This is a genomic window from Arthrobacter sp. SLBN-112, from assembly GCF_006715225.1.
Lineage (GTDB): Bacteria > Actinomycetota > Actinomycetes > Actinomycetales > Micrococcaceae > Arthrobacter.
On sequence record NZ_VFMU01000001.1, the window covers coordinates 1,581,279 to 1,607,590 of the forward strand.

General features: G+C 66.7%; 25 protein-coding genes. 15 read left to right on the top strand and 10 right to left on the bottom strand.

The window, feature by feature from the left end; genetic code table 11:
* The first annotated feature begins 3 nt into the window (after positions 1-3).
* The 4 genes from FBY33_RS07415 (at position 4) to FBY33_RS07430 (ending at position 4,769) form a co-directional block, all read left to right on the top strand.
* Positions 4-720, top strand: a complete 717-nt coding sequence (locus tag FBY33_RS07415) for an SDR family oxidoreductase (protein WP_142030015.1) — start codon at positions 4-6, stop codon at positions 718-720.
* A gap of 87 nt (positions 721-807) precedes the next feature.
* Positions 808-2,268 (top strand): aldehyde dehydrogenase family protein, encoded by a 1,461-nt coding sequence (locus tag FBY33_RS07420; protein WP_142030016.1) that lies wholly within the window; start codon positions 808-810, stop codon positions 2,266-2,268.
* Complete coding sequence (gene rfaE2 / locus FBY33_RS07425; RefSeq protein WP_142030017.1) at positions 2,265-3,797, top strand: D-glycero-beta-D-manno-heptose 1-phosphate adenylyltransferase; 1,533 nt, start codon at positions 2,265-2,267, stop codon at positions 3,795-3,797. The genes FBY33_RS07420 and rfaE2 overlap by 4 nt, the downstream gene beginning before the upstream one ends.
* A gap of 54 nt (positions 3,798-3,851) precedes the next feature.
* Positions 3,852-4,769 (top strand): spermidine synthase, encoded by a 918-nt coding sequence (locus FBY33_RS07430; protein WP_142030018.1) that lies wholly within the window; start codon positions 3,852-3,854, stop codon positions 4,767-4,769.
* Positions 4,770-4,818: 49 nt separating this feature from the next.
* Here FBY33_RS07430 and FBY33_RS07435 read toward each other — a convergent pair whose 3' ends face one another.
* Positions 4,819-5,715 carry a LysR family transcriptional regulator gene (locus FBY33_RS07435; RefSeq protein ID WP_142030019.1) on the bottom strand — a complete coding sequence of 299 codons (897 nt, stop codon included), beginning with the start codon at positions 5,713-5,715 and terminating at the stop codon, positions 4,819-4,821.
* 127 nt (positions 5,716-5,842) lie between these two features.
* Here FBY33_RS07435 and FBY33_RS07440 point away from each other — a divergent pair, with 127 nt between their 5' ends.
* Both FBY33_RS07440 and FBY33_RS07445 read left to right on the top strand, forming a co-directional pair.
* Entirely contained in the window at positions 5,843-7,222 is a 1,380-nt protein-coding gene (locus tag FBY33_RS07440; RefSeq protein WP_142030020.1) for an MFS transporter, read from the top strand.
* A 94-nt stretch (positions 7,223-7,316) separates the two neighbouring features.
* Positions 7,317-8,066: a 3-hydroxybutyrate dehydrogenase gene (locus FBY33_RS07445; protein ID WP_142030021.1), complete on the top strand. Its 750-nt coding sequence runs from the start codon at positions 7,317-7,319 to the stop codon at positions 8,064-8,066.
* A 28-nt stretch (positions 8,067-8,094) separates the two neighbouring features.
* Here the strand turns inward: FBY33_RS07445 and FBY33_RS07450 are convergent, their stop codons facing one another.
* Both FBY33_RS07450 and FBY33_RS07455 read right to left on the bottom strand, forming a co-directional pair.
* A complete protein-coding gene (locus tag FBY33_RS07450) occupies positions 8,095-8,361 on the bottom strand; it encodes a hypothetical protein (protein ID WP_142030022.1) in 267 nt (88 codons plus the stop codon).
* 167 nt (positions 8,362-8,528) lie between these two features.
* Positions 8,529-8,915: a winged helix-turn-helix transcriptional regulator gene (locus tag FBY33_RS07455; protein ID WP_142030023.1), complete on the bottom strand. Its 387-nt coding sequence runs from the start codon at positions 8,913-8,915 to the stop codon at positions 8,529-8,531.
* 140 nt (positions 8,916-9,055) lie between these two features.
* On the opposite strand from FBY33_RS07455, the gene FBY33_RS07460 reads away from it, so the two are divergent.
* Positions 9,056-9,919 (top strand): SDR family oxidoreductase, encoded by an 864-nt coding sequence (locus FBY33_RS07460; RefSeq protein WP_142030024.1) that lies wholly within the window; start codon positions 9,056-9,058, stop codon positions 9,917-9,919.
* Positions 9,920-9,985: 66 nt separating this feature from the next.
* On the opposite strand, the gene FBY33_RS07465 is transcribed toward FBY33_RS07460, so the two are convergent.
* The gene (locus tag FBY33_RS07465; protein ID WP_142030025.1) at positions 9,986-11,476 is read right to left on the bottom strand and encodes an amino acid permease; all 1,491 of its coding nucleotides are present in this window, start codon (positions 11,474-11,476) and stop codon (positions 9,986-9,988) included.
* Between the two features lie 241 nt (positions 11,477-11,717).
* Between FBY33_RS07465 and FBY33_RS07470 the strand changes: the two genes are divergently transcribed.
* From FBY33_RS07470 to FBY33_RS07490, 5 genes are all read left to right on the top strand, one after another.
* Positions 11,718-12,692, top strand: coding sequence for an NAD(P)-dependent alcohol dehydrogenase (locus tag FBY33_RS07470; protein WP_327436746.1), 975 nt, complete (start codon positions 11,718-11,720; stop codon positions 12,690-12,692).
* A 160-nt stretch (positions 12,693-12,852) separates the two neighbouring features.
* Positions 12,853-13,680, top strand: a complete 828-nt coding sequence (locus FBY33_RS07475) for an IclR family transcriptional regulator (protein ID WP_142030026.1) — start codon at positions 12,853-12,855, stop codon at positions 13,678-13,680.
* 195 nt (positions 13,681-13,875) lie between these two features.
* Positions 13,876-15,573, top strand: coding sequence for a urocanate hydratase (gene hutU, locus FBY33_RS07480; RefSeq protein ID WP_142030027.1), 1,698 nt, complete (start codon positions 13,876-13,878; stop codon positions 15,571-15,573).
* A gap of 104 nt (positions 15,574-15,677) precedes the next feature.
* Positions 15,678-17,270, top strand: coding sequence for a histidine ammonia-lyase (hutH, locus tag FBY33_RS07485; protein ID WP_142030028.1), 1,593 nt, complete (start codon positions 15,678-15,680; stop codon positions 17,268-17,270).
* Between the two features lie 162 nt (positions 17,271-17,432).
* The gene (locus FBY33_RS07490; protein WP_142030029.1) at positions 17,433-17,669 is read left to right on the top strand and encodes a hypothetical protein; all 237 of its coding nucleotides are present in this window, start codon (positions 17,433-17,435) and stop codon (positions 17,667-17,669) included.
* 119 nt (positions 17,670-17,788) lie between these two features.
* Here FBY33_RS07490 and FBY33_RS07495 read toward each other — a convergent pair whose 3' ends face one another.
* Positions 17,789-18,049, bottom strand: a complete 261-nt coding sequence (locus tag FBY33_RS07495) for a hypothetical protein (RefSeq protein ID WP_142030030.1) — start codon at positions 18,047-18,049, stop codon at positions 17,789-17,791.
* 206 nt (positions 18,050-18,255) lie between these two features.
* Here FBY33_RS07495 and FBY33_RS07500 point away from each other — a divergent pair, with 206 nt between their 5' ends.
* Positions 18,256-19,137: a fumarylacetoacetate hydrolase family protein gene (locus tag FBY33_RS07500; protein ID WP_142030031.1), complete on the top strand. Its 882-nt coding sequence runs from the start codon at positions 18,256-18,258 to the stop codon at positions 19,135-19,137.
* Here FBY33_RS07500 and FBY33_RS07505 read toward each other — a convergent pair.
* The 4 genes from FBY33_RS07505 to FBY33_RS07520 are packed head-to-tail and all read right to left on the bottom strand — an operon-like array spanning position 19,134 to position 22,634.
* Positions 19,134-19,526: a universal stress protein gene (locus tag FBY33_RS07505; RefSeq protein ID WP_142030032.1), complete on the bottom strand. Its 393-nt coding sequence runs from the start codon at positions 19,524-19,526 to the stop codon at positions 19,134-19,136. The genes FBY33_RS07500 and FBY33_RS07505 overlap by 4 nt on opposite strands.
* Entirely contained in the window at positions 19,523-21,124 is a 1,602-nt protein-coding gene (locus FBY33_RS07510; protein ID WP_235010479.1) for a tripartite tricarboxylate transporter permease, read from the bottom strand. The genes FBY33_RS07505 and FBY33_RS07510 overlap by 4 nt, the downstream gene beginning before the upstream one ends.
* Positions 21,124-21,627, bottom strand: a complete 504-nt coding sequence (locus tag FBY33_RS07515) for a tripartite tricarboxylate transporter TctB family protein (protein ID WP_142030033.1) — start codon at positions 21,625-21,627, stop codon at positions 21,124-21,126. Before FBY33_RS07515 ends, FBY33_RS07510 begins: the two co-directional genes overlap by 1 nt.
* Entirely contained in the window at positions 21,624-22,634 is a 1,011-nt protein-coding gene (locus FBY33_RS07520; protein ID WP_142030034.1) for a Bug family tripartite tricarboxylate transporter substrate binding protein, read from the bottom strand. The genes FBY33_RS07515 and FBY33_RS07520 overlap by 4 nt, the downstream gene beginning before the upstream one ends.
* A 290-nt stretch (positions 22,635-22,924) precedes the next feature.
* Here FBY33_RS07520 and FBY33_RS07525 point away from each other — a divergent pair, with 290 nt between their 5' ends.
* Together FBY33_RS07525 and FBY33_RS07530 are read left to right on the top strand one after the other, a co-directional pair.
* Positions 22,925-24,514, top strand: coding sequence for a sensor histidine kinase (locus FBY33_RS07525; protein ID WP_142032629.1), 1,590 nt, complete (start codon positions 22,925-22,927; stop codon positions 24,512-24,514).
* The gene (locus FBY33_RS07530) at positions 24,511-25,179 is read left to right on the top strand and encodes a response regulator (RefSeq protein ID WP_142030035.1); all 669 of its coding nucleotides are present in this window, start codon (positions 24,511-24,513) and stop codon (positions 25,177-25,179) included. The genes FBY33_RS07525 and FBY33_RS07530 overlap by 4 nt, the downstream gene beginning before the upstream one ends.
* Positions 25,180-25,198: 19 nt before the next feature.
* On the opposite strand, the gene hutG is transcribed toward FBY33_RS07530, so the two are convergent.
* Positions 25,199-26,173 carry a formimidoylglutamase gene (gene hutG / locus FBY33_RS07535; RefSeq protein ID WP_142030036.1) on the bottom strand — a complete coding sequence of 325 codons (975 nt, stop codon included), beginning with the start codon at positions 26,171-26,173 and terminating at the stop codon, positions 25,199-25,201.
* Positions 26,174-26,312 lie beyond the last annotated feature (139 nt).

Genomic DNA, 26,312 nt, shown 5'->3' on the forward strand with positions numbered 1-26,312 from the left:
ACCATGACTGCAGAAGCAACTGCAACCGCATCCACCACTCCCGGCCGCGTCCTGGTTACCGGAGGCGCCTCCGGACTCGGAGCCGCCGTCGTCGACGCCGTCCTCCGCTCAGGCGGCACCCCGGTGGTCCTGGACCGCGACATCAGCAGCGTCTCCGGCGTGAAGGCGTTCGAAGTGGACGTCGCGGACCGCGCGGCCGTGGAGAAGGTTGTCCGTGAAGCCGCGGACAGCCTGGGCGGCCTGGACGCGGTGGTCACGGCCGCCGGGATCGACCGTTGCGGCAAGCTCGCCGACGTGGAGGCGGCCGAGTGGGAAAAGGTCATCGGGGTGAACCTGATGGGCACCGTTTCCGTGGTGCGCGCCGCCCTGCCCTACCTCAAGGAAACCCACGGCCGCGTGGTAACCGTGGCGTCCACCCTGGGCAAGCGCGCCGTGGCTGATGCCACCGCCTACTGCGCCTCCAAATTCGGCGTGGTGGGGTTCAGCCACGCACTGGCCGCGGAAACCGGCGGCGAAATCGGCGTCACCACCATGATCCCCGGCGGCATGAAGACCAGGTTCTTCGACGACCGCACCGAACAGTACAAGCCGCAGGACGATTCCCGGCTCAACGACCCCGCCAACACTGCGCAGGCCATCCTGTTCGCCCTTAACCAGCCCACCGGCTGCGAGGTCCGCGAAATGCTGATCTGCCACGAGGAAGAGGGCTCCTGGCCCTAAGCCGTCACCGGCCACAGCACCTTGACGGCCGCAGCCGAACCAGCGACATTACGACATATCCAGCACCTGAAAGGCGGGAGGAACACCATGCCCACCACAGCCACTGAAACAACCGCAGGCAACCAGACAGCCGAGGGCTCCGGCATCACCATCCAGGATCCGCGCACCGGTGAAGTGCTTTGGACGGTGCCCGAAGCGGGACCGGAGGCAGTCAGCCATGCCGTCAGCGTGGCGCGCGGTGAGGCAGCGGGTTGGGCGGCAACCGCACCTGCCGAACGGGGTGCAGCCCTCAAGGCGGCCGCCAAAGCCCTGGAGGCGGCGGCCCGGGAGCTCGCGGGGCTGAACGCCAGTGAGACCGGCCGTCCGGAGGAAGAAGCGCTGGCAGGTATTGCCGCCGGCGTTTCCACCCTGGAACAGTACGCGGAACTGGGCCCGGTCCACCGCGGACACAGCCTCCGCGGCAACCGGCTGGCCTCGGACTACACCCTGGCCGAACCCCGGGGCGTGGCCGTCCTGCTGACGCCGTGGAACGATCCGGTGGCCGTGGCCTGCGGGCTGATCGGCGCTGCACTGGTCACGGGCAACACCGTCATCCACAAACCCAGCGAGCGCTGCCCCCGGCTGGGGGAGGCGCTGGGCGAGGTCCTGGCACCGGCGTTTCCGGCCGGCGTGTTCCAGACCATCTCCGGCGGTGCCGACGTGGGTGCGGCGCTGTCACAGGCTGAGGTGGACGTGATCGCCCATGTAGGGTCCAGTGCCTCCGGTGCCCGGATCGCCCGGGCCGCTGCGCTCACGGGTGCGCACGTGCTCAGGGAAAACGGCGGCAACGATCCCCTGCTGGTGGACCGCGACGTAGACCCCGGGTGGGCCGCCCAGCAGGCAGCCATCGGAGCTTTCAGCAACAGCGGCCAGATCTGCACGTCTGTGGAACGGATCTACGTGCACAAGGACATCGCCGCCGAGTTCTCCAAAGCCCTGGAGGCGGAGGCCGCGCTCCGGAACAACAGCGGCAGCGTGGCACCGCTGGTGGACCTGCGGATGCGCGACGCAGTCCATGCCCACGTCACCGAGGCCTTGGCCCAGGGCGCACGGGCGATTGAGGGCGGTGCGCTTCCGGACGGACCGGGCTCGTTCTACCCGGCCACCGTCCTGCTGGACTGCACCGAAACCATGCAGGTCATGACCGAGGAAACGTTCGGACCCGTGGCTCCGGTGCAGGTGGTGGACACGTTCGACGACGGACTGCGCCTGGCGTGCAGCGGCAGGTACGGACTGGCTGCCACCGTCCTGAGCAGCAACATCGCGCACATCCAGAAGGCAGTGGCCGCACTCCCCGTGGGGACCGTAAAGGTGAATGCGGTGTTCGGCGGTGCCCCCGGCGGCGCAGCCCAGCCCCGCGGCGAGAGTGGTGCCGGGTTCGGTTACGGGCCTGAACTCCTGGACGAGTTCAGCCAGGTCAAAGTGGTGCACATTGCGGCGCCGCCGGCGGCCGGCCCAGAGGACGGCCCGGATTCCATCATCAGCACCGAGGGACAGGACCTGCCATGAGTGAGTCCCCGGAATCCATCGACCTGTCCACCCAGCGGGCACTGTCCGACTGGCTCCCCGGCCGGCTGGCCGCGGAACAGCCTTCCATCCTGGTCATCGGCGATGTGATGCTCGATGGCTGGTGGAGCGGCAGCATCGAGCGGCTCTGCCGGGAAGCCCCGGCCCCCGTGGTGGACATCCAGTCCCGCGAATCGGTTCCCGGCGGCGCAGCCAACACCGCCATGAACCTCGCCGCCTTGGGAGCGAAGGTGTCGGTGGCAGGAATCATCGGCTCCGACGACGCCGGCGAGGACCTCCGCGGACAACTTGCCGCCGCAGGCATCGATGTCCAACACCTGCTCACCCACCCGGACATGGTGACCACCACCAAGATCCGGATCAGCAGCGGTGGGCAGGTGATGCTGCGCCTCGATGACGCGGCCAGGACCGTCCCGGCCGACGCGCTGGCCGCGCTCGCCGCGTCGGTGCGTGCCGCCGTCGAACGCCAGGACGCCGTGCTGGTGTGCGACTACGGAACCGGCGTGGTGGCGGACCCGGTGCGCACGGCACTTGCCGGCGTCCTCGGACCTGACGCTGCCGGCGGGAACCGTCCGCTGGTGGTGGTTGACGCGCATGATCCGCGGCCCTGGGCCGCAGTGCGGCCCGATCTGGTGACCCCGAATGCGCAGGAAACCGCCCGGATCCTGGACCGGAAACTGCCGGAAGGGCAGGAACGGGTGGAGGCCGTGGCCGCGGAGTCTGCGGCACTGTTGCAGGAAACCGGTGCGCGGGCCGTGGTGGTCACCCTCGACCGGGACGGAACCGTGCTGTTGATGCCCGACGGCGTGCGGCACCGGACGTGGGCCCGGCCGGCCGCTGAGAAGCAGGCGTCCGGGGCAGGGGACACCTTCGTCGCCGCCCTCACCCTGGCCCGTGCCACAGGACTGCCGCTGACCGCCAGCCTGGACCTGGCCCAGTCGGCCGCGGACGTGGTGGTCCACCAGCCCGGCACTTCCGTGTGCAGTACCGCCCAGCTCAGCCGTTACCTGGAGGCCTTCGCCGATACAGCCCTGACCGGGGACGAACTGGAGCGGCAGATCGAGGTGCACCGTGCGCAGGGGCAGCGGATCGTGCTGACCAACGGCTGCTTCGACGTGCTGCACAGCGGCCACACCAGGTACCTCAACCAGGCCAAGCAGCTGGGCGACATCCTGGTGGTGGCGCTGAACAGCGACGATTCGGTGCGCAGGCTCAAGGGCCCGGGCAGGCCCATCAACAACATGGCGGACCGCGCAGCAGTGGTGGCCGCGCTCAGTTGCGTGGACTACGTGACGGTGTTCGACACCCCCACGGCCACCCCGCTCATCCGGCGGCTCCGGCCTGAGGTCTACGCCAAGGGCGGGGACTACACGCCCGAGATGCTGGCGGAGACCCCGGCGGTGGAGGAGTACGGCGGCCGGGTAGCCATCCTGGACTACGTGGCTGAACGGTCCACCACCGCAGTGGTGAAACGGATCCGCGACGGCGAAGGGGCACTGCCCACGAACTAAAGGCCCAGTGCCCACCAACTAAGGTTGAAGCATGACTGAAGCGCGGCACGGGTAATGGCAAAACGCGGAAGGTCAGGCGGCCGGAACAGCATCCGTGCGGTGGCAGGTGTGGTGCACGTGCCCGCGGGCTCCCGCCAAAGCGGCCCGGTGGAGGGCGTCTACTACATCGATACCGGTGACTGCGAGCTGGTGGCGGACCAGGACAACTCCACCGGCTGGCTCCTGAAGATCAACGGGGTCATGAGCTCGCACATCGACCTCGCCGATCCGTTGTTCCTGGACTTCGAGTACATGCGGTGGATGGCGGCGCTCGTCGAGTCCCGCTGGCCGCCGTCGGACGCGTCATCGGCAAAACTGCGCGGGCTGCACCTGGGCGGCGGCGCCTGCTCCATGGCACGCTACTTCGCCGCAGCCTACCCGGACGCGCGCCAGGTGGTGGTGGAACTGGACGGGAAGCTCGCCGAGTACGTCCGCAACTGGTTCGACCTTCCCAAGGCGCCCCTGCTCCGGATCCGGGTGGGCGAGGCCCGGGCCGTGACGGAGACCCTGACGGCCAACACCCGGGAGTTCATCATCCGCGACGTCTTTGCCGGCGCCCACACCCCGCGCCCGCTGACCACCACGGAATTCAACCGGCACGTCAAACGGGTCCTTGCCCCGGGCGGCCTGTACCTGGCCAATTCCGGTGACGCCCCCGACCTCCGGAACGCCCGCGAGGACGCGGCCACCATCGCGGCCGCCTTCAGGCACACGGTGATCATTGCCGATCCCGCCATGCTGAAGGGCCGGCGGTACGGAAACATGGTGATGGCGGGCAGCGACGAGCCGATCGTTGACGACCCCCAGCTCCGGCGCCGGCTGCTGGGCGGTGCCGTCCCGGCGCACCTCTGGGACGACGCCCAGGTTCGGGCGTTCGCGGCCGGGTCACCAGTCCGCCACGACCCGCCGGCACCCCCATCGACTGCTCCGTAAACGTCGTTTTCAGGCTCCTAAACGACAAGTACGGAGCAATCGATGAGGTTTAGCCCCGCCCCAGGAGCGCTTCGCGGTGCTCCGCCATGCGTTTCCGGAGGGCCTGCACGACGGCGGCAACGGCGGGGCGGCGCAGCGAATCCGGGCGCAGCACCAGCCAGTAGGGGAGGAGCTCGCCGATCTTGTCGGGCAGCAGCCGGACCAGGTCATCGTGCAGGTCCGCCATGAAGCAGGGCAGGAACCCGACACCCGCCCCGGCCCTCGTGGCCTCCACGTGGACGAACACGTTGGTGGAGGTGAGGCCGTCCCGCATGGCCGGAACCAGCCGCCGCGGCGCATCAAGGTCGTCCACCTGCAGCATTGAATCCACGAAATAGACCAGCGGGTGCGCATTGAGTTCGGCCACGGTGGTCGGCGTCCCGTGCTCCGCCAGGTAAGCGCGGGAGGCATACATTCCCAGGCGGTATTCGCCCAGCCGGATGGCCTCCGCGCGGTGCACCTGTGGCTCGCCCACCACCACCTCGATGTCCAGCCCGGACCGCTGCTGCAGGGCACGGCGGGTCATGGTCACCACTTCCACGCTCAGGCCCGGATGGTCCCGGCGCAGGCGGGCCACAGCGGGGGCGGCAATGTAGGCGCTGAAGCCGTCCGTCGCGGTCATCCGCACGACGCCGGTAATCGGGTCGGGTGCCTGGCCCGCCGGTCCCAGCGTGCCCAGCACCTCCTCCACCTGCTCCGCCGCCCGCACGGCCCGTTCGCCAAGCTCCGTCAGTTCCCAGCCGCCTGCGGCCCGGGACAGCACCCGGCCGCCGAGCGCTTTCTCCAGGGCGGCGATCCTGCGGGAAACCGTGGTGTGGTTCAAGCCCAGCGCCTGCGCCGCCGTCGTGAACTTTGCGGAGCGTGATACTGCGAGCAGGACCAGGAGGTCGTCGGGGTTGGCATTCATATCTGCAATTGTGCACACGTTTCGTGCCGCTTTGGGCATTGAAGTGCCCCGATTGTGCAGCAATACTCATCTGAGCCACTTGTGCTGGAGATCACAGCGCGTGTCAATGTGGACACTGAGGAGAACCATGAGCATTGAGCAACGCCGGGCCAACGAGGCCGGGCATGCACCCAAAGGATCAGGACTGAAGAAAATCGTTGCCGCCTCCACGGTGGGGACGGTGGTGGAGTGGTACGAATTCTTCCTCTACGCAACCGCGGCCACCCTGGTCTTTGGCAAGTACTTTTTCCCCGCCACCGGCAATGAGCTGGACGGGATCATCCAGGCCTTCCTCACCTACGCCGTGGGCTTCGTCGCTCGGCCGCTCGGCGGGATTGTCTTCGGCCAGATCGGCGACAAGCTGGGCCGTAAGCCCACCCTGCAGCTCACCATCGTGATCATCGGCGTGTCCACGTTCCTGATGGGCTGCCTCCCGGGCTTCGCCGACATCGGCTACCTGGCTCCCGCGCTGCTGGTGTTCCTGCGGTTCATCCAGGGCTTCGCGCTGGGCGGCGAATGGGGCGGTGCAGTCCTCCTCGTGGCCGAGCACAGCCCGAACAAGACCCGTGCGTTCTGGTCCAGCTGGCCCCAGGCCGCCGTTCCGGTGGGCAACCTGCTGGCCACCCTGGTGCTGTACATCATGTCCACCACGCTCACCAGCGAAGCCTTCCTTGGCTGGGGCTGGCGCGTGGCCTTCTGGCTCTCCGCCGTGATCGTCTTCGTGGGCTACTACATCCGCACCAACGTCAGCGAAGCACCCATCTTCCTCGAAGCCAAGGAACTGGTGGAAAAGGAACAGGCGGTCAGCTACGGCGTGTTCGAGGTGCTCCGCAAGTACCCCAAGGGCATCTTCCAGGCCATGGGCCTGCGGTTCGCGGAGAACATCATGTACTACCTGGTGGTCAGCTTCGCCATTGTCTACCTCAAGAGCGTGCACAAATACGACACCTCATCGCTGCTGCTGGCACTGCTGATCGCGCACGTCATCCACTTCGCCGTCATTCCGCAGTACGGCCGCCTGGCGGACCGGATCGGCCGCAAGCCCGTCTACCTGGCCGGCGCCGTCCTTGGTGCCACCTGGCCGTTCTTCGCCTTCCCCATGTTCGACACCCGGAACGCCCTGGTCATCGTCCTTGCCGTGACCATCGGCCTGTGCCTGCACGGCCTGATGTATGCCGGGCAGCCTGCCATTATGGCCGAGATGTTCCCCACCCGCATGCGGTACTCCGGCGCCTCCCTCGGTTCCCAGGTCACCTCCATCTTCGCCGGCTCGCTGGCGCCGCTGCTGGCCACCCAGTGGCTCAAGGACACCGGCTCGTGGGTGCCCACCGCCATCTACCTGGTGGTGGCCTGCGCCATCACCTGCGTGGCCGTGCTGAGCCTGAAGGAAACCAAGGGCATCGCCCTGGAGGACGTGGACAAGGAAGACGCCGCCCGCGAGGGACTGCTCAGCGCCACGCGCAGCTGAGCCGCTGCTGGGCGGCACCCGGGCCCGTGCCGGCCGTGCCGCCTCCTGAATTATTGAGCTGATGGACCATTCGGGCGCACGAAGGAGAACTGCCATGGACAACACGTTGAATGGACGCAAGGCGCTGGTCACCGGCGGTGCCAGCGGAATCGGCGCTGCGTGCGTGCGCGCACTTGCCGCACGGGGAGCGAAAGTGGTGGTGGCCGACGTCGACTCCGCCGCTGCGGCGACGCTCGCCGATGAGGTGGGCGGCACCGCGTGGAGTGTGGACCTGCTGGACCTTGACGCCCTGTCCACCCTCAGCCTGGACTGCGACATCCTGGTCAACAATGCCGGGATCCAGCGCATAAGCCCCATTGAGGAGTTCGATCCCGCGGAGTTCCGCAGGATCATTACCCTGATGCTGGAGGCCCCGTTCCTGTTGATCCGGGCGGCGCTGCCGCACATGTATGCCAACAGGTTCGGCCGCATCATCAATATTTCCTCCGTGCACGGTATCCGTGCCTCTCCGTTCAAGAGCGCGTATGTCTCCGCCAAGCACGGCCTGGAAGGGCTGAGCAAGGTGACGGCGCTGGAGGGCGGGGAGCACGGTGTCACCTCCAACTGCGTGAACCCCGGCTACGTGCGCACGCCACTGGTGGAAAAGCAGCTCGCGGACCAGGCCCAGGTGCACGGCATTCCCGAGTCCGAGGTCCTGTCCAAGGTGATGCTCACCGAGTCCGCCATCAAGCGCCTGGTGGAGCCGGAAGAGGTTGCCTCCCTGGTGTCCTGGCTGGCTTCCGCGGACGCAGGCATGGTCACCGGCGCCAGCTACACCATGGATGGGGGCTGGTCCGCGCGGTAGGCCTGCCTGGGCCAGCCCCGCGGCAGCCTCAATCCGAGGGTCTGACCAGCCGGTGGTCGAAGAAGAAGACGCCGTAGGTGGTCTTCACCCCCACTGACCGCCTGTCCCGCCACACGACGACCCCTTCGCGCCTGCCGCTGAAGGGGTCGTCGCCGATGACAGTGTCACCCACCCGGTAACGGCAGCGCGGGCTGAAGGTGTCCAGCGTCCGGCGCAGGGCCCGGGCCAGGGCATCGCCGACGCTGAGCGGCTGGCCCAAATGCGAAAGATCCGGTGCGTAGTGGTCCCTGGCCATGTCACCAACTCCTCCGGGCGGCACATGCCGCCCGCTAACGGTGTTGGTTGGCCGGAACGCTCCCAGCAGAGGATGGTCCTCCCATTCCGGCCGCCACCGTACGCTCACGCTAGGCACTAATCACACCAGCAACATCAGTAACAGGTACTCGAGTTTCTGGAGGGGCATTACTTGCTCTCTGGAACTCCGTTGATGATCTCCTCGGCGTTGTCGAATGCCCAGGCCACGAGCGGCACCAGGAGGGCACTCAATTCGTAGCCCCGCTCCGTGAGGCTGTAATCCACCCGGGGCGGGATGACCGGCTGGGCCCTCCTGCTGACCAGGCCGTCACGCTCCAGCGTCTTCAGCGTCTGGGCCAGCATTTTCTCGCTGATTCCCTCGGCCCGCCGCCGCAGGTCGCTCCACCGCTGGTCACCCTCGGACAGCGCAATCAGGATCAGGACCCCCCATTTGCTGGTGATGTGGTCCAGCAGGGTCCGGCTGGGGCAACCTGCCGGGAACACGCCGTCGGCAAAGGCCTGGGGGAGGGGAGCCGCGTGCGGTGCTGTTTCCATGCCCATCAGCTTACCGGAAGTACGGTTACTTACTCCTGGGTCAGTACCTTACCTCAAAGTGCGTACTCTCCAGCGGGAAGTTCTGCTGCCCGGCCATGGTTGTGCCCTTCGACAGAGCAAAACCCCCGAAAGGAACCATCGTGAGCATCGTTGTGACAGGCGCCACCGGACAGCTGGGCCGCCACGTTCTTGAAGCCCTCCTCGAGCAGGGGGTACCGGCTGCGGATATCGTGGCTGCCGGCCGGTCGGTGGAAAAGCTGGCGGACTTCGCAGCACGCGGGGTACGGGTGCAGCAGATGGACTACGCTGATGCCGGTTCCGTGGCCGCCGCCCTCAGGGGTGCGAGTCGGGTGCTGCTGATTTCCGGCAGCGAAGTGGGACAGCGGGTGGAACAGCACCGCACCGTGATTGATGCCGCCAAGGCCGACGGCGTGGAGCTGCTGGCCTACACCAGCATCGCCAATGCGGACACCACGTCCATGAAGCTGGCCGGCGAACACAAGGCCATGGAGGCGCTGCTGCGCGAATCCGGTGTCCACTTCGTCCTGCTGCGCAATGGCTGGTACCTGGAAAACTACACGGAGCAGCTGCCGGGGACGCTCGCGCAGGGCGCGCTCGCGGGCAGTGCCGGGGAGGGCAAGGTCAGCGGGGCCGCACGGGCCGACTACGCCCATGCCGCCGCCGCGGTCCTGGTGGCCGATGACCAGGCCGGCAGGGTCTACGAGCTCGGCGGCGATGAGGCCTTCAGCATGGCGGACCTCGCCTCCGAGATCAGCGCGGCCACCGGAAAGGCCATCAGCTACAACGACCTGCCCGCCAACGACTACGTTGGCCTGCTCACCGGCGTTGGGGTGCCGGAGGCGTTCGCGGAAATCCTGGCGGATTCGGACCTCGGCATTGCGCGCGGCGACCTCCTGGTCAGCACCGGTGATCTCCGGAGGCTCATTGGGCGTCCGACGACGTCGCTCAGCCAGGCGGTCCGGGCCGCCGCCGCTTCGGCATAAGGCTGGAAAACGAAGGTGCCCGGCCCCTTGTGGGGGCCGGGCACCTTTTGGCGTTACGGGACGTGCCTACCCGTCGTCGCGGGCAGTCCTGACCACCGGCAGTGGCGACGTCTCGTCCTCAAGGTGGGCCCGGCGTCGGCCGTCACCTTTGATCCACAGGCGGTAGGCCACCACCAGCAGTCCCAGCCAGGCGGCGCCCACGTACAGGGCGATCCGCGTGTCCTCGAAGGCGCCCAGGACGGCGATCACCAGCACCATGAACGCGATGGTGAGGATGGAGGCGGCAGGCCACCACGGGGACGGAAATTCCGACGCCGGCAGGCCTCCGCGGGCGATTTCCCGCTTCATCGCCACATGGGAGGCGAGGATCAGCACCCACACCCAAACCGTGGCGAACGTTGCGATCGAGGCAATCACCAGGAACACGTCCTCCGGAATGACGGCGTTGAGGACCACCCCCACCAGCAGGATTCCTGCCATCATGACTACGGTCATCCAAGGGACGCCGTGCCGGGAGACCCTGCCGAAGGCGGCCGGCGCGTGGCCCTGGTTGGAGAGCCCGAAGAGGATGCGCCCGGCACCGAAGATGTCGCTGTTGATGGCGGAGAGCGCGGCGGTGATCACCACGGCGTTCAGGATGTGGGGTGCCGCGGGGATGCCCAGCCCGCTGAAGATCTGCACGAAGGGACTGCCGTTGCTGCCGATCTGGTCCCACGGGAAGAGGCTCATCAGGACGCCCAGGGTGAGGACGTAGAACAGCAGCACGCGCACGGGGACGGTGTTGACTGCCTTGGGGATGACCTTCTTGGGGTCGGCGGCCTCACCGGCGGTGATGCCCAGGGTCTCGATCCCGCCGAAGGCGAACATGACCACGGCGAAGGACGCGAGCAGCCCTTCGAAGCCGAACGGGAGGAACCCGCCATGCTCCACGAGGTTGCCCAGGCCGGGGGTGACGGTTGAATCGGCGGCCTGGAAGCCGAAGACGATGATGGCAGCGCCGCCGGCGATCATGGCGATGATGGCCGCGACCTTGATCAGCGAGAACCAGAAGTCGAGTTCGCCGAAGACCTTGACGCTCAGCAGGTTAAGTCCGGCCAGGAAGAAGATGATCGCCAGGATCCAGATCCACCGGTCCACCTGCGGGAACCAGAAGCCCATGTAGATACTGAAGGCGGTGACATCCGCGATGGCTACGATGGCCATTTCGAACACGTAGGTCCAGCCGGTGATGAAGCCTGCCAGCGGGCCAAGATAGCGGCTGGCGTACTGGCCGAAGGAGCCGGAGACCGGGTGCCGGACGGCCATTTCGCCCAAGGCCCGCATCACCATGAAGACGGCGGCGCCACCAATGATGTACGCCAGCAGGACGGCCGGGCCGGCTTTCTGGATGGCGGACGCCGAGCCGTAGAAGAGGCCGGTGCCGATTGCCGATCCCAGGGCCATGAAGCGGATGTGCCGCACGTTCAGGCCCCTGTTGAGGACGTGTCCAACGACGGCCGTTGGGTTGTGCTGTTCCGCCGCGGTTTCGGTCCGGGTTGGGGTTGGAGCTGGTTGCATGCAAATACCTTCTCGTCATTGGGAGGGGAGCCGCTAACCAGCAGACCATTTCCGGATGCACCGTGATGAGGCTCACGGCGGGTTGGTGTCTTTCATTCCAGACGAACAGCTTCTTTTCCCGACCACCCCGCACACCCCTTGACTCGACTCCGGCTATTCCATACCGTGAGGGGCCGCCGGTAACCGGGCGGATGCACTGCTTCACCTTGTGCCCCCGTACCAGCAAGCCCGAAGGAGATCGATGATGAAAGCAATCGTGCAGGACGTCTATGGATCGGCAGACGTGCTGGAGCTGCGGGACATCGGCCGGCCGGATCCCGCCGACGGTGAGGTGCTGATCCGGGTGCGGGCTGCGGGCGTGGACCAGGGCGTGTGGCATCTGATGACCGGGCTGCCATATCTGGTCCGGCTTTTCGGCTACGGCCTGAAGAAGCCGAAAGTTCCCGTGCGTGGCCGGGAAGTGGCCGGTGTGGTGGAAGCCGTGGGGCCTGGGGTGGCCCGTTTTTCTCCTGGGGACGAGGTGTTCGGGACCTGCGAGGGATCTTTTGCCGAGTATGTCTGCGCCAAGGAGGACAAGCTGGCCCGCAAGCCGGCCCACCTCTCCTTCGAAGAAGCGGCGGCTTCGCCGATTTCCGGCGTCACCGCCCTGCAGGCTGTCCGCGACGCCGGCCAAATCACCGTCGGCCAGAAGGTGCTGATCCTCGGCGCGGGCGGGGGAGTGGGCTCCTTTGCGGTCCAGCTGGCCAAAGCCTTTGGAGCAGAGGTGACAGGCGTGTGCAGCACGGGCAAGGTTGAGCTGGTGCGCTCCCTCGGGGCGGATGCCGTTGTTGACTACACCAAGACGTATATCGCGGGCGCCGGAAAGGTATACGACCTTATCCTGGACGCGGCCGGCAACCGCCCGCTGTCTTTCCTGCGCCGCCTGCTCGTACGCAAGGGCACTCTGGTGATCATTGGCGGCGAAGGGGGCGGCAAGTTGACCGGCGGATTTGAGCGGTCCCTTGTTGCCCCACTGGTCTCCCTGTTTTCCGGGCGGCAGTTCAAAGGGCTTGTGGCAAAGGAAACGCACCTGGACCTGGAGGCTCTTGCATCGCTGATGGAAGCCGGCAGCGTCAAGCCCGCGGTGGATAAAGTCTTTCCCCTTGCGGAAGCCCCGGCCGCCATCCGGTACCTCCATGAGGGGTGGGCACGCGGCAAAGTTGTGCTCACCATCTGAACTCGGCCAGGTTATCCACATAGGCACGAAGGCAGGATGGGTGGCAGGCGTCTGGTATTTCAGACAATAGGCGCATTTGTAGGAACTTTGAAGCCGGGGGAGGGCGCAAGCTTAAGTACGGGATACCGGACATAGCTACCCAGAAAGAACCTTCCAGGCCATGAGCACTGCATTAAGCACGGACAGCCAGGCGCCGCGCGCCACGGTCAAGGCGTCGTCAAAGGTTCCTGCCGCCGAGAACACGCTGCGCATCCTCAAGCTGCTGGCTTCGCGGCGTGGCCCCATGGCGGCATCCCAGATCGCGTCCAGCCTTGATCTGCCCAGGTCCAGCGTCTACCACCTGCTGGGGGTGATGGAGGCCAATGGCTTCGTCCTCCATCTCCACGAGGAGCAGCGGTACGGGCTGGGCATCAGTGCGTTCGAACTCAGTTCGGCGTACTCCCGGCAGGAGCCGCTGTCCCGGCTGGGCCGCCCCCTGCTTGCGGGTTTGGTGGACACCATCGGCGAGAGTGCGCACCTTGCCGTCCTGCATGGCCGCGACGTCCTGTACATCGTGGAGGAGCGGGCCAAGAACCGTCCTTCCCTGGTGACGGACGTCGGCGTCCGGCTTCCCAGCCACCTCACCGCCAGCGGGCGGGCCATCCTGGCAGCGTTGCCCAAATCGCAGGTGCGGGCCCTGTATCCAAATGCGGCGGCCTTCACTGCCCGGCACGAGGTGGAGGGCGCCATCATGAAGTATTCCGCGCTGTCCTCGCACCTCGACCAGGTGAGGCAGCGCGGATATGCCACCGAACACGGCGAGGTGACCCCTGGCTTCGGCTCCATTGCCGCCGCGGTCACCGACCATTTGGGCTGGCCCACCGCCGCCGTCGCAGTCACCTTCCTGGAGGACAAACTGCCCCATGACCAGTGGCCGGTGCTGGCCGCCCGCGTGCAGAAAGTGGCCGACGAACTCTCTGTCCGAATCCACGGCCGCCCGGGAAAATAACCCTCGTTGCTCCATCACTTACGGCTGCTAAAACCCCGGAATGGGAGCCATAAGTGATAGAGCAACCTGGCCAGCAGAGCTTGTCTGGCACTCCGGACAGCACACCCTTGAAAGCCCTGTGATGCCCCTTCTCCAGGCGCTTTAGTTGTTACAGAACTTCTTCGAAATCTCAGACACCAAGAAAAGGAGCCCATCATGGCACCCGCCGATTTCACCACAGGGGCCCGCCCGGTCAAAGCAGCCCGCGGCACCGAGCTCACCGCCAAGTCCTGGCAGACCGAAGCGCCGCTGCGCATGCTGATGAACAACCTGGACCCCGAAGTGGCAGAGCGCCCCGACGATCTGGTGGTCTACGGCGGCACCGGCCGGGCCGTCCGCTCCTGGGCCGCCTTCGATGCCATCACCCGCACCCTGGAAACCATGGAAAAGGACGAAACCCTCCTGGTCCAGTCCGGCAAGCCGGTGGGTGTGTTCCGCACCAACGAGTGGGCCCCGCGCGTCCTGCTGGCCAACTCCAACCTGGTGGGCGACTGGGCAACGTGGCCGGAATTCCGCCGGCTCGAGGCGGAGGGCCTGATGATGTACGGCCAGATGACCGCCGGTTCCTGGATCTACATCGGCACGCAGGGCATCCTGCAGGGCACCTTCGAAACCTTCGCCGCGATCGCCCGCAAGCTCACCGGGGACGACAACGGCACCCTCGCCGGCACGCTGACCCTCACCGGCGGCTGCGGCGGCATGGGCGGTGCCCAGCCGCTGGCCGTCACCCTGAACGATGGCGCCTGCCTGATTGTCGACGTCGACGAAACCCGGCTGCGCCGCCGCGCCGGCAAACGCTACCTGGATGAGGTGGAAACCGACCTCGACGCCGCCATCGCCAAGGTGCTCAAGGCCAAGGAGGAGCGCCATGGCTGGTCCGTCGGCTACGTGGGCAACGCCGCCGAAGTCTTCCCCGAGATCCTGCGCCGCCACAAAGCCGGCGAACTTACCGTGGACATCGTCACGGACCAGACCTCCGCCCACGACCCCCTGTCCTACCTGCCCGAGGGTATTTCGGTGGCGGAGTGGCACCGGGAGGCAGAGGCCGATCCTGAAGGCTTCACCAAGAAGGCCCAGGCATCCATGGCCCGGCACGTGCAGGCAATGGTGGAATTCCAGGACGCCGGCGCCGAGGTGTTCGACTACGGCAACTCCATCCGCGACGAGGCCCGCAAGGGCGGCTACACCCGCGCCTTCGAATTCCCGGGCTTCGTCCCGGCCTACATTCGGCCTTTGTTCTGCGAAGGGCTTGGCCCGTTCCGCTGGGTTGCCCTGTCCGGCGACCCGGAAGATATCCGCGTCACGGACGAAGCCATCAAGGAGCTCTTTCCGGAGAACAAGCACCTGCACCGCTGGATCGACGCCGCCCAGGAGCGCGTCGAGTTCGAAGGCCTGCCGGCACGCATCTGCTGGCTCGGCTACGGCGAACGCGCCAAGGCCGGGCTGCTGTTCAACCAGTTGGTGAAGGACGGCAAGGTCAAGGCCCCCATCGTCATCGGGCGCGACCACCTGGACTCGGGCTCGGTCGCCTCGCCGTACCGGGAAACCGAAGCCATGAAGGACGGCTCGGACGCCATCGCCGACTGGCCCATGCTGAACGCCCTGCTCAACACCGCCTCCGGCGCCACCTGGGTGTCCCTGCACCACGGCGGCGGCGTCGGCATCGGCCGCTCCATCCACGCCGGACAGGTTTCCGTCGCCGACGGCACCGACCTCGCCGCCCAGAAGCTCGAACGCCTCCTCACCAATGACCCCGGCATGGGCGTCATCCGCCACGCCGACGCCGGCTATGAGCGCGCCCTCGACGTCGCCAAAGAGCGCGGCGTCCGCATCCCCATGAACGAGAACAGCTAACCGACACCCCGCTAACCCAACTAGGTAGCAGTAGATGTCGTTTTGACGGCTCATAACGACATCTACTGCTACCTAGTTGGGAGCAACCACCGAAGTAGGAAACAATGACAGCCATTACGCACCAACCGCTGACCGTCACCCTTGGCTCCGTCGGCGTCACGCCCGGGGATGTGCTCGCCGTCGCGCGCCACAACGCGAAGGTGAGCATCTCCCCGGACGCCCTGGACATCGTGGCCAAGGTCCGCGCCCACATTGATGACCTCGCCTCCAGCGACGCCCCCGCCTACGGCATCTCCACCGGCTTCGGCGCCCTGGCCAACCGCCACATCCCCAACGAACTGCGCACGCAGCTGCAGAAGTCCCTGATCCGCAGCCACGCGGCAGGCATGGGACCGGCCGTGGAGCGGGAAGTGGTCCGCGGCATCATGTTCCTGCGTGCCAAGACCCTCGCCTCCGGCCGTACCGGTGTCCGCCCCGTTGTCCTGCAGACCATGGTGGACGTCCTCAACGCCGGCATCACCCCGGTGGTCCGCGAGTTCGGCTCGCTGGGCTGCTCCGGTGACCTGGCACCGCTGTCCCACTGCGCCCTGGTCCTGATGGGCGAAGGGGAGGCGGAAGGGCCCGACGGCGTGACATACGGCGGGCGGGGAGAGCGGACTGTCGCTGAGCTGCTGGCAGAACACGGCATCGAGCCGGTCACCCTGGCCGAAAAGGAAGGCCTGGCCCTGGTCAACGGCACCGAGGGCATGCTGGGCATGCTCCTGATGGCCATCGCCGACCTTCGCCAACTGCTGACAACGGCGGACATCACCGCCGCGCTCAGCGTCGAGGCGCTGCTGGGCACGGACCAGGTGTTCCTGCCCGAACTGCACGCCGCGCTTCGGCCGCACCCCGGCCAGGCCGCCAGTGCAGACAACATGCTGCGCGTGCTGTCCGATTCACCCATCGTCGCTTCACACCGGGTGGGGGATTCCCGGGTCCAGGACGCGTACTCGCTGCGCTGCGCCCCGCAGGTTGCCGGCTCCGTCCGCGACACCGTTGACCACGCGGAACTGGTGGCCACGCGGGAACTGGCTGCAGCGATCGACAACCCCGTGGTCCTTCCCGACGGCCGGGTCAGCTCCAACGGCAACTTCCACGGCGCTCCGGTGGCTTACGTGCTGGACTACCTGGCAATCGCGGTGGCCGACCTCAGCTCCATCGCTGAACGCCGTACCGACCGCATGCTGGATCCTGCCCGTTCGCATGGCCTGCCGGCTTTCCTCGCGGCTGACCCCGGCGTGGACTCCGGGCTGATGATCGCCCAGTACACGCAGGCCGGCCTGGTCTCGGACAACAAGCGGCTTGCCGTTCCGGCGTCGGTGGACTCGATCCCGAGTTCCGCCATGCAGGAGGACCACGTGTCCATGGGCTGGCACGCAGCGCGGAAGCTCCGCAAGGCCGTGGAGAACCTCCGCCGCGTCCTGGCCATCGAACTGGTGACCTCGGCCCGCGCCCTGGATATCCGCACGCAGCTCTCCGGCGGGGTCCTGACCCCGGGACCTGCGGGTGCTGCGGTGGTGGCCGCCCTGCGCGCGGTGGTGGAGGGGCCGGGAACCGACCGGTTCCTGTCGCCGGAACTGGAAGCGGCGGACCGCCTGGTCGCCTCGGGTGAGGTGCTCCGGGCGGCCGAATCTGCAGTCGGGCCGCTGGCCTGACAGCGAACAATCTTCAGCGCTTTTGGACTGTCCGTCCAAAAGGTGGAATTTCCGGCGCCACGGCCCACCGTGGCGCCGGGAGTGTAGTAGAACTGAAGATGTAGTGAAAGTCACATCAAAGAGGCTGTGGCAGCAGAACGATACAAAGGGGTAGAAGTTCAAATGAAAGCACGTGGGGCAGTCCTGTCGAAGCGAAATGCCCATTCCGCCGTGGTTTCGGACTGGAGGTCCCTCCAGGCCGGCGATCACGTCGAGATTATCAAGCAGGCCCATGTCGTAGCCGCCGGGGAGGTGGAGGAAGTGTCCCAGAGCGGCAACGTTCTGTGGCTTGTGCCGGCCGGTCCCACTGAAAAGCAGCTCTTTTTGAAGTCTGACGGGGTGCAGGTCCGCCGCGGCTAGCAGTCCCGCCAGCAGGAACGAAGAATCCCCGCACGCCGTACGGCGTGCGGGGATTCTTCGTTCCGGACAGCCTGACGGCCCTGGCCGTGGGTGGGGCCGTGGCGGCCCGGGAGGGCAGGTCAGGCGGCGACGGATTCGTACGTTTCGCCGAAAGGCACTGATGCATCCAGGGCTACCGTGTAGCGTCCCGGATGAAGCCGGGTGACCAGGATGCCGCAGTCGGCATCCTTTGCTGCCACCTCAATCATTTCGGCCACCGCCTCTTCCAGTCCTGCATGGACCTCGCTGGCGCTGGAGAACTCCAGGCTGATGGACCGGACGGCAGGTCCTTGGCTGGGCTCGGCAGCGGCGGGGATCCGCTCCAAAGTGGCTGTAGTCATTACTGAACTTTCTCTGTTTCGTGCCGGGGTGGCTCCACCATTCTACCGACTGCTCCTGCTAGATGTCAGATGACTGTCCTTTTGGCGGCGGGGAGGTGCGGTCATAATACGTTCGTTCGCGGCGTCCACGGGAAATCGACGACCATGGGATGGGGCCCCGCAAGGCCCGGAAAGCACCCAACGATACAGCTTGAGGAGAATCCGGTATGAAGATCATGCGCCTGGGCGAAAGCGGCAGTGAACAGCCTGCCGTGCTGGTGTCTTCGGCGGACGGAACCGACCAGTATTTCAGCCTGCTGCCACTGACCGCTGACGTGGATGGAGCGTTCCTTGGCTCCGGTGGCCCGACAAAGGTGCGCAAAGCACTGGAGGCCGGGGAACTGCCCGTCCTGGAAGGCGCCGCTGCACTCCGGATCGGTTCCCCCGTAGCCCGGCCGGGCTCGGTGGTGGGGATCGGGATGAACTATGCCGCCCATGCCGCGGAGTCAGGGGCCGAGCCGCCCGCAATTCCCGTCGTCTTCCTCAAGCCCAGCAACACCGTCACGGGGCCCAGCGACCCTGCCCCGTTGCCGCCCCGCTCCACCCACTACGACTGGGAAGTGGAACTGGGCATCGTGGTCGGCAGGGAAGCCAGCTACCTCGGCTCGGTGGAAGAAGCCGCCGCATGCATTGCCGGCTACGTCACGGCCAATGACTTGTCGGAGCGGGAATATCAGTTGCCCGGAGCGGCCGGGCAATGGACCAAGGGCAAGTCCCTTCCCGGGTCAACGCCCCTGGGGCCATGGCTGGTTCCGGCTGACGCGATCGACGGCGGCAACCTGCGGCTCCGCAGCTGGGTGAATGGTGAGCCGCGCCAGGATTCCTGGTCATCGGAGCTTATCTTCGATGCGCCCACGCTGGTTCACCACTGCAGCCAGTACATGCGGCTGGAACCGGGCGACGTGATCCTCACCGGAACGCCGCAGGGGGTGGCCCTCAGCGGCCGTTTCCCCTACCTCCGGCCGGGCGACGTGGTGGAGGTAGAGGTGGAGGGCCTGGGCCGCCAGCGCCAGGAGATGTTCCGGGCACCGGCGGCCGTCCCGGCCTAGACCGCCTTTACGGCCAGGACCGGGCAGTCGGCCTCCAGCAGGATGCGCTGGGACGTGCTGCCCATAATCAGCTTGCCCACCGGCGTGCGGCGGCGCAGGCCAATCACAATCAGGTCGGCGTTGTGTTCCTCGGCGGCGTCCAGCACCTCAGCCGCGGCATCATGCCCGCGGACCGGCCGCTTGATCACGTACTCGATGCCCTGGCCGGCCAGCCGCTGCTCGATGTCCTGGATTTCGCCGTCCGGGGCAAAGCGGCTGTCCACCGTTGACTCGCCCTTGGAGGAATTGATCAGCACCAGTGTGCTGTTGCTCTTCCGGGCTTCGGTGATGGCCTGGGTCAGGGCAGCTTCGCCCTCGGGGGTCGGGACGTATCCCACAACGACGGTCATGATCGCTCCTTATGGTCGGGACTGAAGGCATTCAGGTTCGAGTGGACCGCGTCATCGGCCTCGGAAGCAAGGGTGGCTGACCCGCCGGCCGGAGCCGCAGGTGTTCCGGTTGCGGCAACCGGGCGGCTCCGTCGGATCAGTTTGAAGACCAGCGGCCACAGCAGGATGAGTCCGACGATGATGTATACAACGATGGCGATCGGCTCGTTGAACAGCCCCGCCGGGTCTCCGCCGGAAAGCTTGAGCGTCTTGCGCAGTTGGTCTTCCAGCCGCGGGCCGAGGATCACACCGAGGATCAGCGGCAGAACCGGAAGTCCGAAGCGCCGCATCATGAAACCCAAGGCGCCGAAAACCAACAGCAGCACCAAGTCGAAAGCCTGCAGGTTTACCGAATAGGCGCCAAGCGTGGCGAAGAACAGAATGCCGGCATACAGGTAGGGGCGGGGAATCTGCAGGAGCTTAGCCCACAAGGGAGCCAAGGGCAGGTTGATAAGCAGCAGCAGGAAGTTGCCAATGAAGAGGCTGGCGATCAACGCCCACACGAGGGGGCCCTGGCTGGCGAAGAGCTGGGGACCAGGCTGGATGCCGTATCCGGTGAACGCGGCCAGCATCACGGCAGCAGTAGCGTTGGTGGGCAGGCCCAGGGCCAGCATCGGTGTCAGCGTGCCGGCAGCGGATGCGTTGTTTGCGGCTTCCGGCCCGGCGACGCCTTCAATGGCGCCCTTGCCGAACTCTTCAGGGTGTTTGCTGAGCCGTTTCTCCGTTACGTAGGAGAGGAACGTGGGAATCTCCGCACCGCCGGCCGGCAGCGCGCCAAACGGGAAGCCAAATGCAGTACCGCGCAGCCACGGCTTCCAGGAACGCTTCCAGTCGGACTTGCCCATCCAGGGCTGGCCCACCGGAATGGCTTCCAGGGGAGTGCGGCGCAAATGCGCGGCCACCCAGAGGGCCTCGCCCACGGCAAAAATCGCCACGGCAACCACCACGATGTCGATGCCGTCAGACAGCAGTGGAATACCGAACGTGAGGCGGGCCTGGCCGGAGCCCATGCCTACCAGGCCGATGGCCAGGCCAAGGCCCAGAGCAGCGAAGCCGCGCAGCCGGGAGGAGCCCAGTACAGCGGTGACCGCCAGCAGGGCCAGGACCATAATCGCGAAGTAGCTGGGGGAGCCGAGGCTGACGGCGAACTGCACCACGATCGGCGCGAACATTGCCAGCAGGGCAGTACCAATGGTGCCGGCCACGAAGGAGCCGATCGCCGCAGTCGCCAGGGCCTGGGCGGCCCTGCCGGCCTTGGCCATCTTGTTTCCTTCTATCGCGGTGATCACGGAGGAGGATTCGCCGGGGGTGTTAAGGAGGATGGAAGTTGTGGACCCGCCGTACATGCCGCCGTAATAGATGCCGGCAAACATAATGAATGCGCTGGTGGGTTCCAGCACCTGGGTGACGGGCAGCAAGAGAGCCACTGTCATGGCCGGGCCCAGTCCCGGGAGGACGCCGACGGCGGTACCCAGGATGACGCCGATCATGGCGTAGAGGAGGTTCATGGGAGTCAGGGCGGTGGCGAAACCGTCCATCAGGGAGGACCAGACGTCCATTACAGGATCCCTTCCAGGAGGCCAGCGGGGAGGTGGATGCCCAGGCCGAGGTAAAAGCCGTAGAAGGTGAGGACGGGCAGGCCAACGGCAATCAGGCCGTCGCGGACGTAGTGCCTGCTGCCCAAGGCCCAGGTGCAGCCCCAGAAGAGGATGGTTCCGGAGATGACCCAGCCGGCCCAGTCGATCAACAGGATATTGGCCACGAAGGCACCGGCCAGGGGCAGGACAGTCTTCCAGTCGGCGGGGTGGGTGAGGTCAACGTCCTCGCCGCCCTCCGCCTCGCCCTGGCCGCCACGCAGGACGTTAATGGCCAGGAGGACCGCGCAGGTGACCAGCAGGCCGGACACCAGGTAGGGAAGAGTCTTTGGCCCTACCGGATCAGCTTGGGAATACGTGATGACCAGGCGGCTGGCGTCAAGGAACACAATGACGCCGGCCGCGCCGAGCAGGAGGGCAACCCCCAGCTCGGCGCGGCCTTTAAGGCCTGTTGCCAGGGAGCTCACGCCAACCCAAGCTTGGTGAGCACGTCCGCCACCCGCTTGTCCTGGTCGCCGAGGAAGGACTTGAATTCGTCACCGGTGATGAATGCGTCAGTCCAGCTGTGTGTCTTCAGCGCTTCCTTCCAGCCCTCGGTACCGTGCATCTTCTCAAGGGCGGCGATCAGCTTGGCTTTCTCCTCGTCACTGATGCCCGGAGGGGCCACCATGCCGCGCCAGTTGGTAAATACCAGGTCGATGTTGGATTCCTTCAACGTAGGGGCATCCACGCCCTCGAGCCGCTTTTCACCACTGGTGGCCAGGACGCGTACTTCGCCTGACTGGATCTGCTGCAGGTACTCGCCGGCGCCGGAAGCGGCGAAGCCGAGCTTGTTGCCGAGAATGGCAGGCAGGAGGTCGCCGCCGCCGTCGTAGGCAACGTAGTTGACCTTGGTGGCGTCAATGCCCACGGCTCCGGCCAGCTGCATGGGCAGCAGGTGGTCAGGGCCGCCGGGGTTGGAGCCGCCGCCCACGGCGATGGAACCGGGATCGGCTTTCCATGCGTTCACCAGGTCATCGATGGTCTTATAGGGCGAATCCTTGCCCACCATGATGGCGCCGGGCTCTTCGATGAGGCGGGCCAACGGCGTGGTCTGGGTCAGCTTGGACTCGGACTTGTTGGTGTAGCTGGCGCCCACCACGCCCAGGCCCATGAGCATGGCCAGGTCGCCGTTGCCCTTTTCGTTCACGATCCGGGCCAGGCCAACTGTGCCGCCGGCACCGGCCAGGTTGAAGACTTCGGTGTTGGTTGTGATCTTTGCGTCGTCCAGGACCTTGGCGGCGGCCCGGGCAGTAGTGTCATAACCGCCGCCGGGGGTGTTGGGGACCATGATCTGCAGGCCGGTGATAGGTCCGGCGGCGCCGCCGGTGCTTTCCGCACCGGTGGAGCTCTTGCCGGTGGCACCGCAACCGGTGGCCATCAGGGCGATGCCGGCGGCGACGGCGGCAATTCGCAATGCGCGGATCTGGCGCATGTGTTCCTCTTCTCTCAAAACAAATCTGATCAGCAGCGGCTGACTTGTGCTTCCGATGCTAGGGGTGCCCGTGACCAGGATCACTCTTGTGTACGCAGAGAAAGTTGTGTTCATTGCGTTCACGTTTCCAAAAGCCCACAACGGCCCTGCCGCCGGCATTGGGATATAGTTCCCGGTACCACCCCGGCCCTGCGCCGCGTTCTTCCGTGCGCCTGGGGGCCAACCACGCCGCCGGACTAAAGCGGCCAACGATCAACACCAGGAAGCCCATTGTGACTCGACGACGAGGAATGTCCCTCGCGGGGCAGTACCTTCTGCTGCAGTTGCTCATTGTCCTGGCTGTCCTGGTGGGCGTCGTGGCCATCTCCCTGGCCCAGTCCGCTGCGGCCTTTGAACGGATCGAAGGCAGGCGTGCCCTGTCCGCCGCGGAAGCACTGGGCGGCAATCCGATTGTGCGCGAGCTCCTCCCGGAGGCTGAGCCGCGGGGCGGTGCCGTGCTTCCGGCGGTGGCGGAATCTGTGCGGATCGTGTCCGGCTCATCCCGGGTGGCGCTGGCCAAACTGGACCGCGTAGTGGTGGCGTCCTCTGACCCCAGCCTGCTGGGTGAGCCGCTGGAGCTCGGACCCAGCAGGGTGATGGAAGGCAGGGCCTGGACCGGAGTGGTGGGCGGAACACCTGCGCCGCTCCTGTCCGCGCACGTTCCGGTGCTGGATGACGCCGGCAGGATGATCGGCATCGCCTCCATCAGCCGCAACTACCCCACCGTGCTCGAGCGGCTGGGCGACGCCGTCCCCAACCTCCTCACCTACCTGGGTGTTGCGAGCGTCCTGGGCATCGCTGGTTCCCTGTTGCTGTCACGGCGGGTCAAGCGGCAGACCCTGGGCATGGAACCGAGCGAGATCACCAGCCTGGTGGAAAACCGCGAAGCCATGCTGCACGGCCTCAAGGAGGGCGTGGTGGCGCTGGACCTGAACGAGCGGATCACGGTGGCAAACCACAGCGCCCGCACCCTGCTGGGCCTCCCGCCCGACTGCGTGGGCAAGCGCGTGGCGGGCCTCGCCGTCGAACCCGCCCTCAAGGAAGTCCTCACCCGTGACCAGCCCGGGCCGGACCAGCTGGTGCTGGTGGGGGACCGGCTGGTGGTGATGAACCGGGTGCCCATCCAGTCCCGGGGCAAGGTGATTGGTTCGGTGACCACCCTTCGGGACCGTACGGAACTCTCGGAACTGGAGCAGGAACTGGGCACCACCCGCACCGCCACGGACACCCTCCGGGCCCAGGCACATGAGTTCGCCAACCAGTTGCACGTCATTTCCGGCCTGATCCAGATCGGCGAGTACGATTCCGTGGTCCAGTTCGTCAACGGTGCCACCGTGGACCGGACCCGGCTCAACGACGAAGTGACCGGCCGGATCAAGGATCCCGCGCTCGCTGCCCTGCTGATTGCCAAGTCGAGCCTCGCCACCGAACGCGGCGTTGCCCTGCAACTGGACCCCGATTCCGCCCTGGACAAGGTGGATGACGAGCTGTCCAGGGACCTCACCACGGTAGTGGGGAACCTGGTGGACAACGCGTTCGACGCCGTCACCGGGCTTCCGCAGGCAGCGGTCACGGTGAAGGTGGAGGGCCGAGCCGGGGAAGACGTTGTGGTGGCAGTGCGGGACAACGGCCCCGGCGTTCCCGGCGTTCCCGGCGGCTCCACGGACTACATCTTCCGCCAGGGCTTCACCACCAAGGAACCCGGACCGGCCGGCAGCCGCGGCTTTGGGCTGGCGCTGTCCCGCGTGGTCTGCCGCCGCAGTGGCGGGAACCTTACGGTGGCGAACGATAATGGGGCTGTCTTTACCGCCGTGCTGAAACAAGGGAGTACCCAGCCATGATCAAGGTCCTGATCGTCGATGACGATTTCATGGTGGCCAAGGTGCACGCCGGCTTTATCCAGCGCACGCCCGGATTCACGGTGGTGGGTGCCGCTCACACCGGGGCCCAGGCGGTGGCCGAAACGGAACGGCTGAAGCCGGACCTGGTGCTGCTGGACATCCACCTGCCGGATATCAACGGCCTTGACCTGATGCAGCGGCTGCGGGCAGTGGCCCCGGAACTGGACGTGCTGGTGATCAGTGCCGCACGGGAGGTGGAAACCGTGCGGAAGGCGCTGCGGGGCGGCATTGTCCACTACCTGATCAAGCCTTTTTCGCAGACGGACCTGCAGGAACGGCTGGAGCACTACCGCAGCGCCTACCAGGGCCTGGATTCCGCCAAGGACGTGGCAGAGCAATCGGACGTCAACCGGGTGTTCGGCCTTGACCGCAGCGAACGTCCACTCCCCAAGGGCTGCAGCATTGAGACGCTGAGGCTGGTGGAGGCTGCGGTCAACGCCGCCGCCGGTGACGTCTCAGCCGCCGAAGTAGCCCAGGAGCTGGGCACCTCCCGCGTCAGCGCCCGCCGTTACCTGGAGTACCTGCATGACGAGGGCACGTTGGAGGTGCGGCTCAAGTACGGCGTGGGACGGCCCGAACGGCGGTACGTCCTGAAGGGAGCCTGAGGGCAGGCAGCGGCATTCTTCAACGCAGCAGGGTGTTGATCAGCCGCGCAGCGGTTTTGGCGGTCCGGCCATCTACATCGAACGCAGGGTTCAGCTCCGCCACGTCCAGGTGCAGGAGCTTCCCGCTCAGCGCCACCTGCCGGCAGACCGCCGAAATGACGGGCAGCGGCACGCCGTAGGCTGCGGGTGCGCTCACCCCGGGCGCCACCGCGGCGGGCAACACGTCGAGGTCAATGGTCAGGTACAGCACGTCGATGTCCGCCAGGAACGCGGCCACGAAGTCCCGGACCCGGTCCGCGTCGCAGTCCTCGTCCAGCAGGTACCGCACGCCCAGCCTGTCCGCGGTGTCGAACAGGACCCGGGTGTTGTTCGGCTCCGAGATTCCGACGACGGCGTAGCGGAATTCGCGCCCGGCGTCGGCTTCGGCTTGGGCCATCTGCAGGAACGGAGTGCCCGAACTGGGCACGGGCTCGTCGCGGAGATCGAAGTGGGCGTCAAGGTTCAGGACACCAAGGCGCTGCCCGTCCCGGACTGCCGGTGATGCGCTGACGCCAAGGTAGCTCGCGTAGGCGGTTTCATGTCCGCCGCCCAGGACAACGCTCTGGTGGCCGGCATCGAGCAGGCCTGCCACCGCCAGGCCAAGCCGTTCCTGCCCGGCTTCCAGGTCCTCCCCGGCTACCGCGACGTCGCCGATGTCAGTTACCGGACGGTCCAGGTGGAAAGCCAGCGGGCCCAGCGCCTTCCGCAGGGCAGCGGGGGCGGCGGACGCGCCGGTGCGGCCCTTGTTCCGGCGTACCCCCTCGTCGCTGGCGAAGCCCAGCAGGGCCACAGGCTTGACGCCTTCCGCCCCACCGGCCGCGCCCGCGGCTCCCGCCGTGGCGTTGCCGGACTGGTTCACAGCCTGCCACCATCGGCGGTGGCCGGGGCCGTCGCCGTCGAACCTTCCTGTCCAGGGCTGGGGCGGGACGTCGACGGCGGGGAGCTGGAGGGACATGCCTCAAGCTCACCGCATGCGGGGCACGAAAACCAGCAACGCCGCCGTCGTCCTGTCCGGTATCCAAGAACCCGTGCGCCGGGGACATGCCTGTTTCAGGGGTTATGGTGAGAGCAGTCCGCCCATCGAAGCGTGGCGT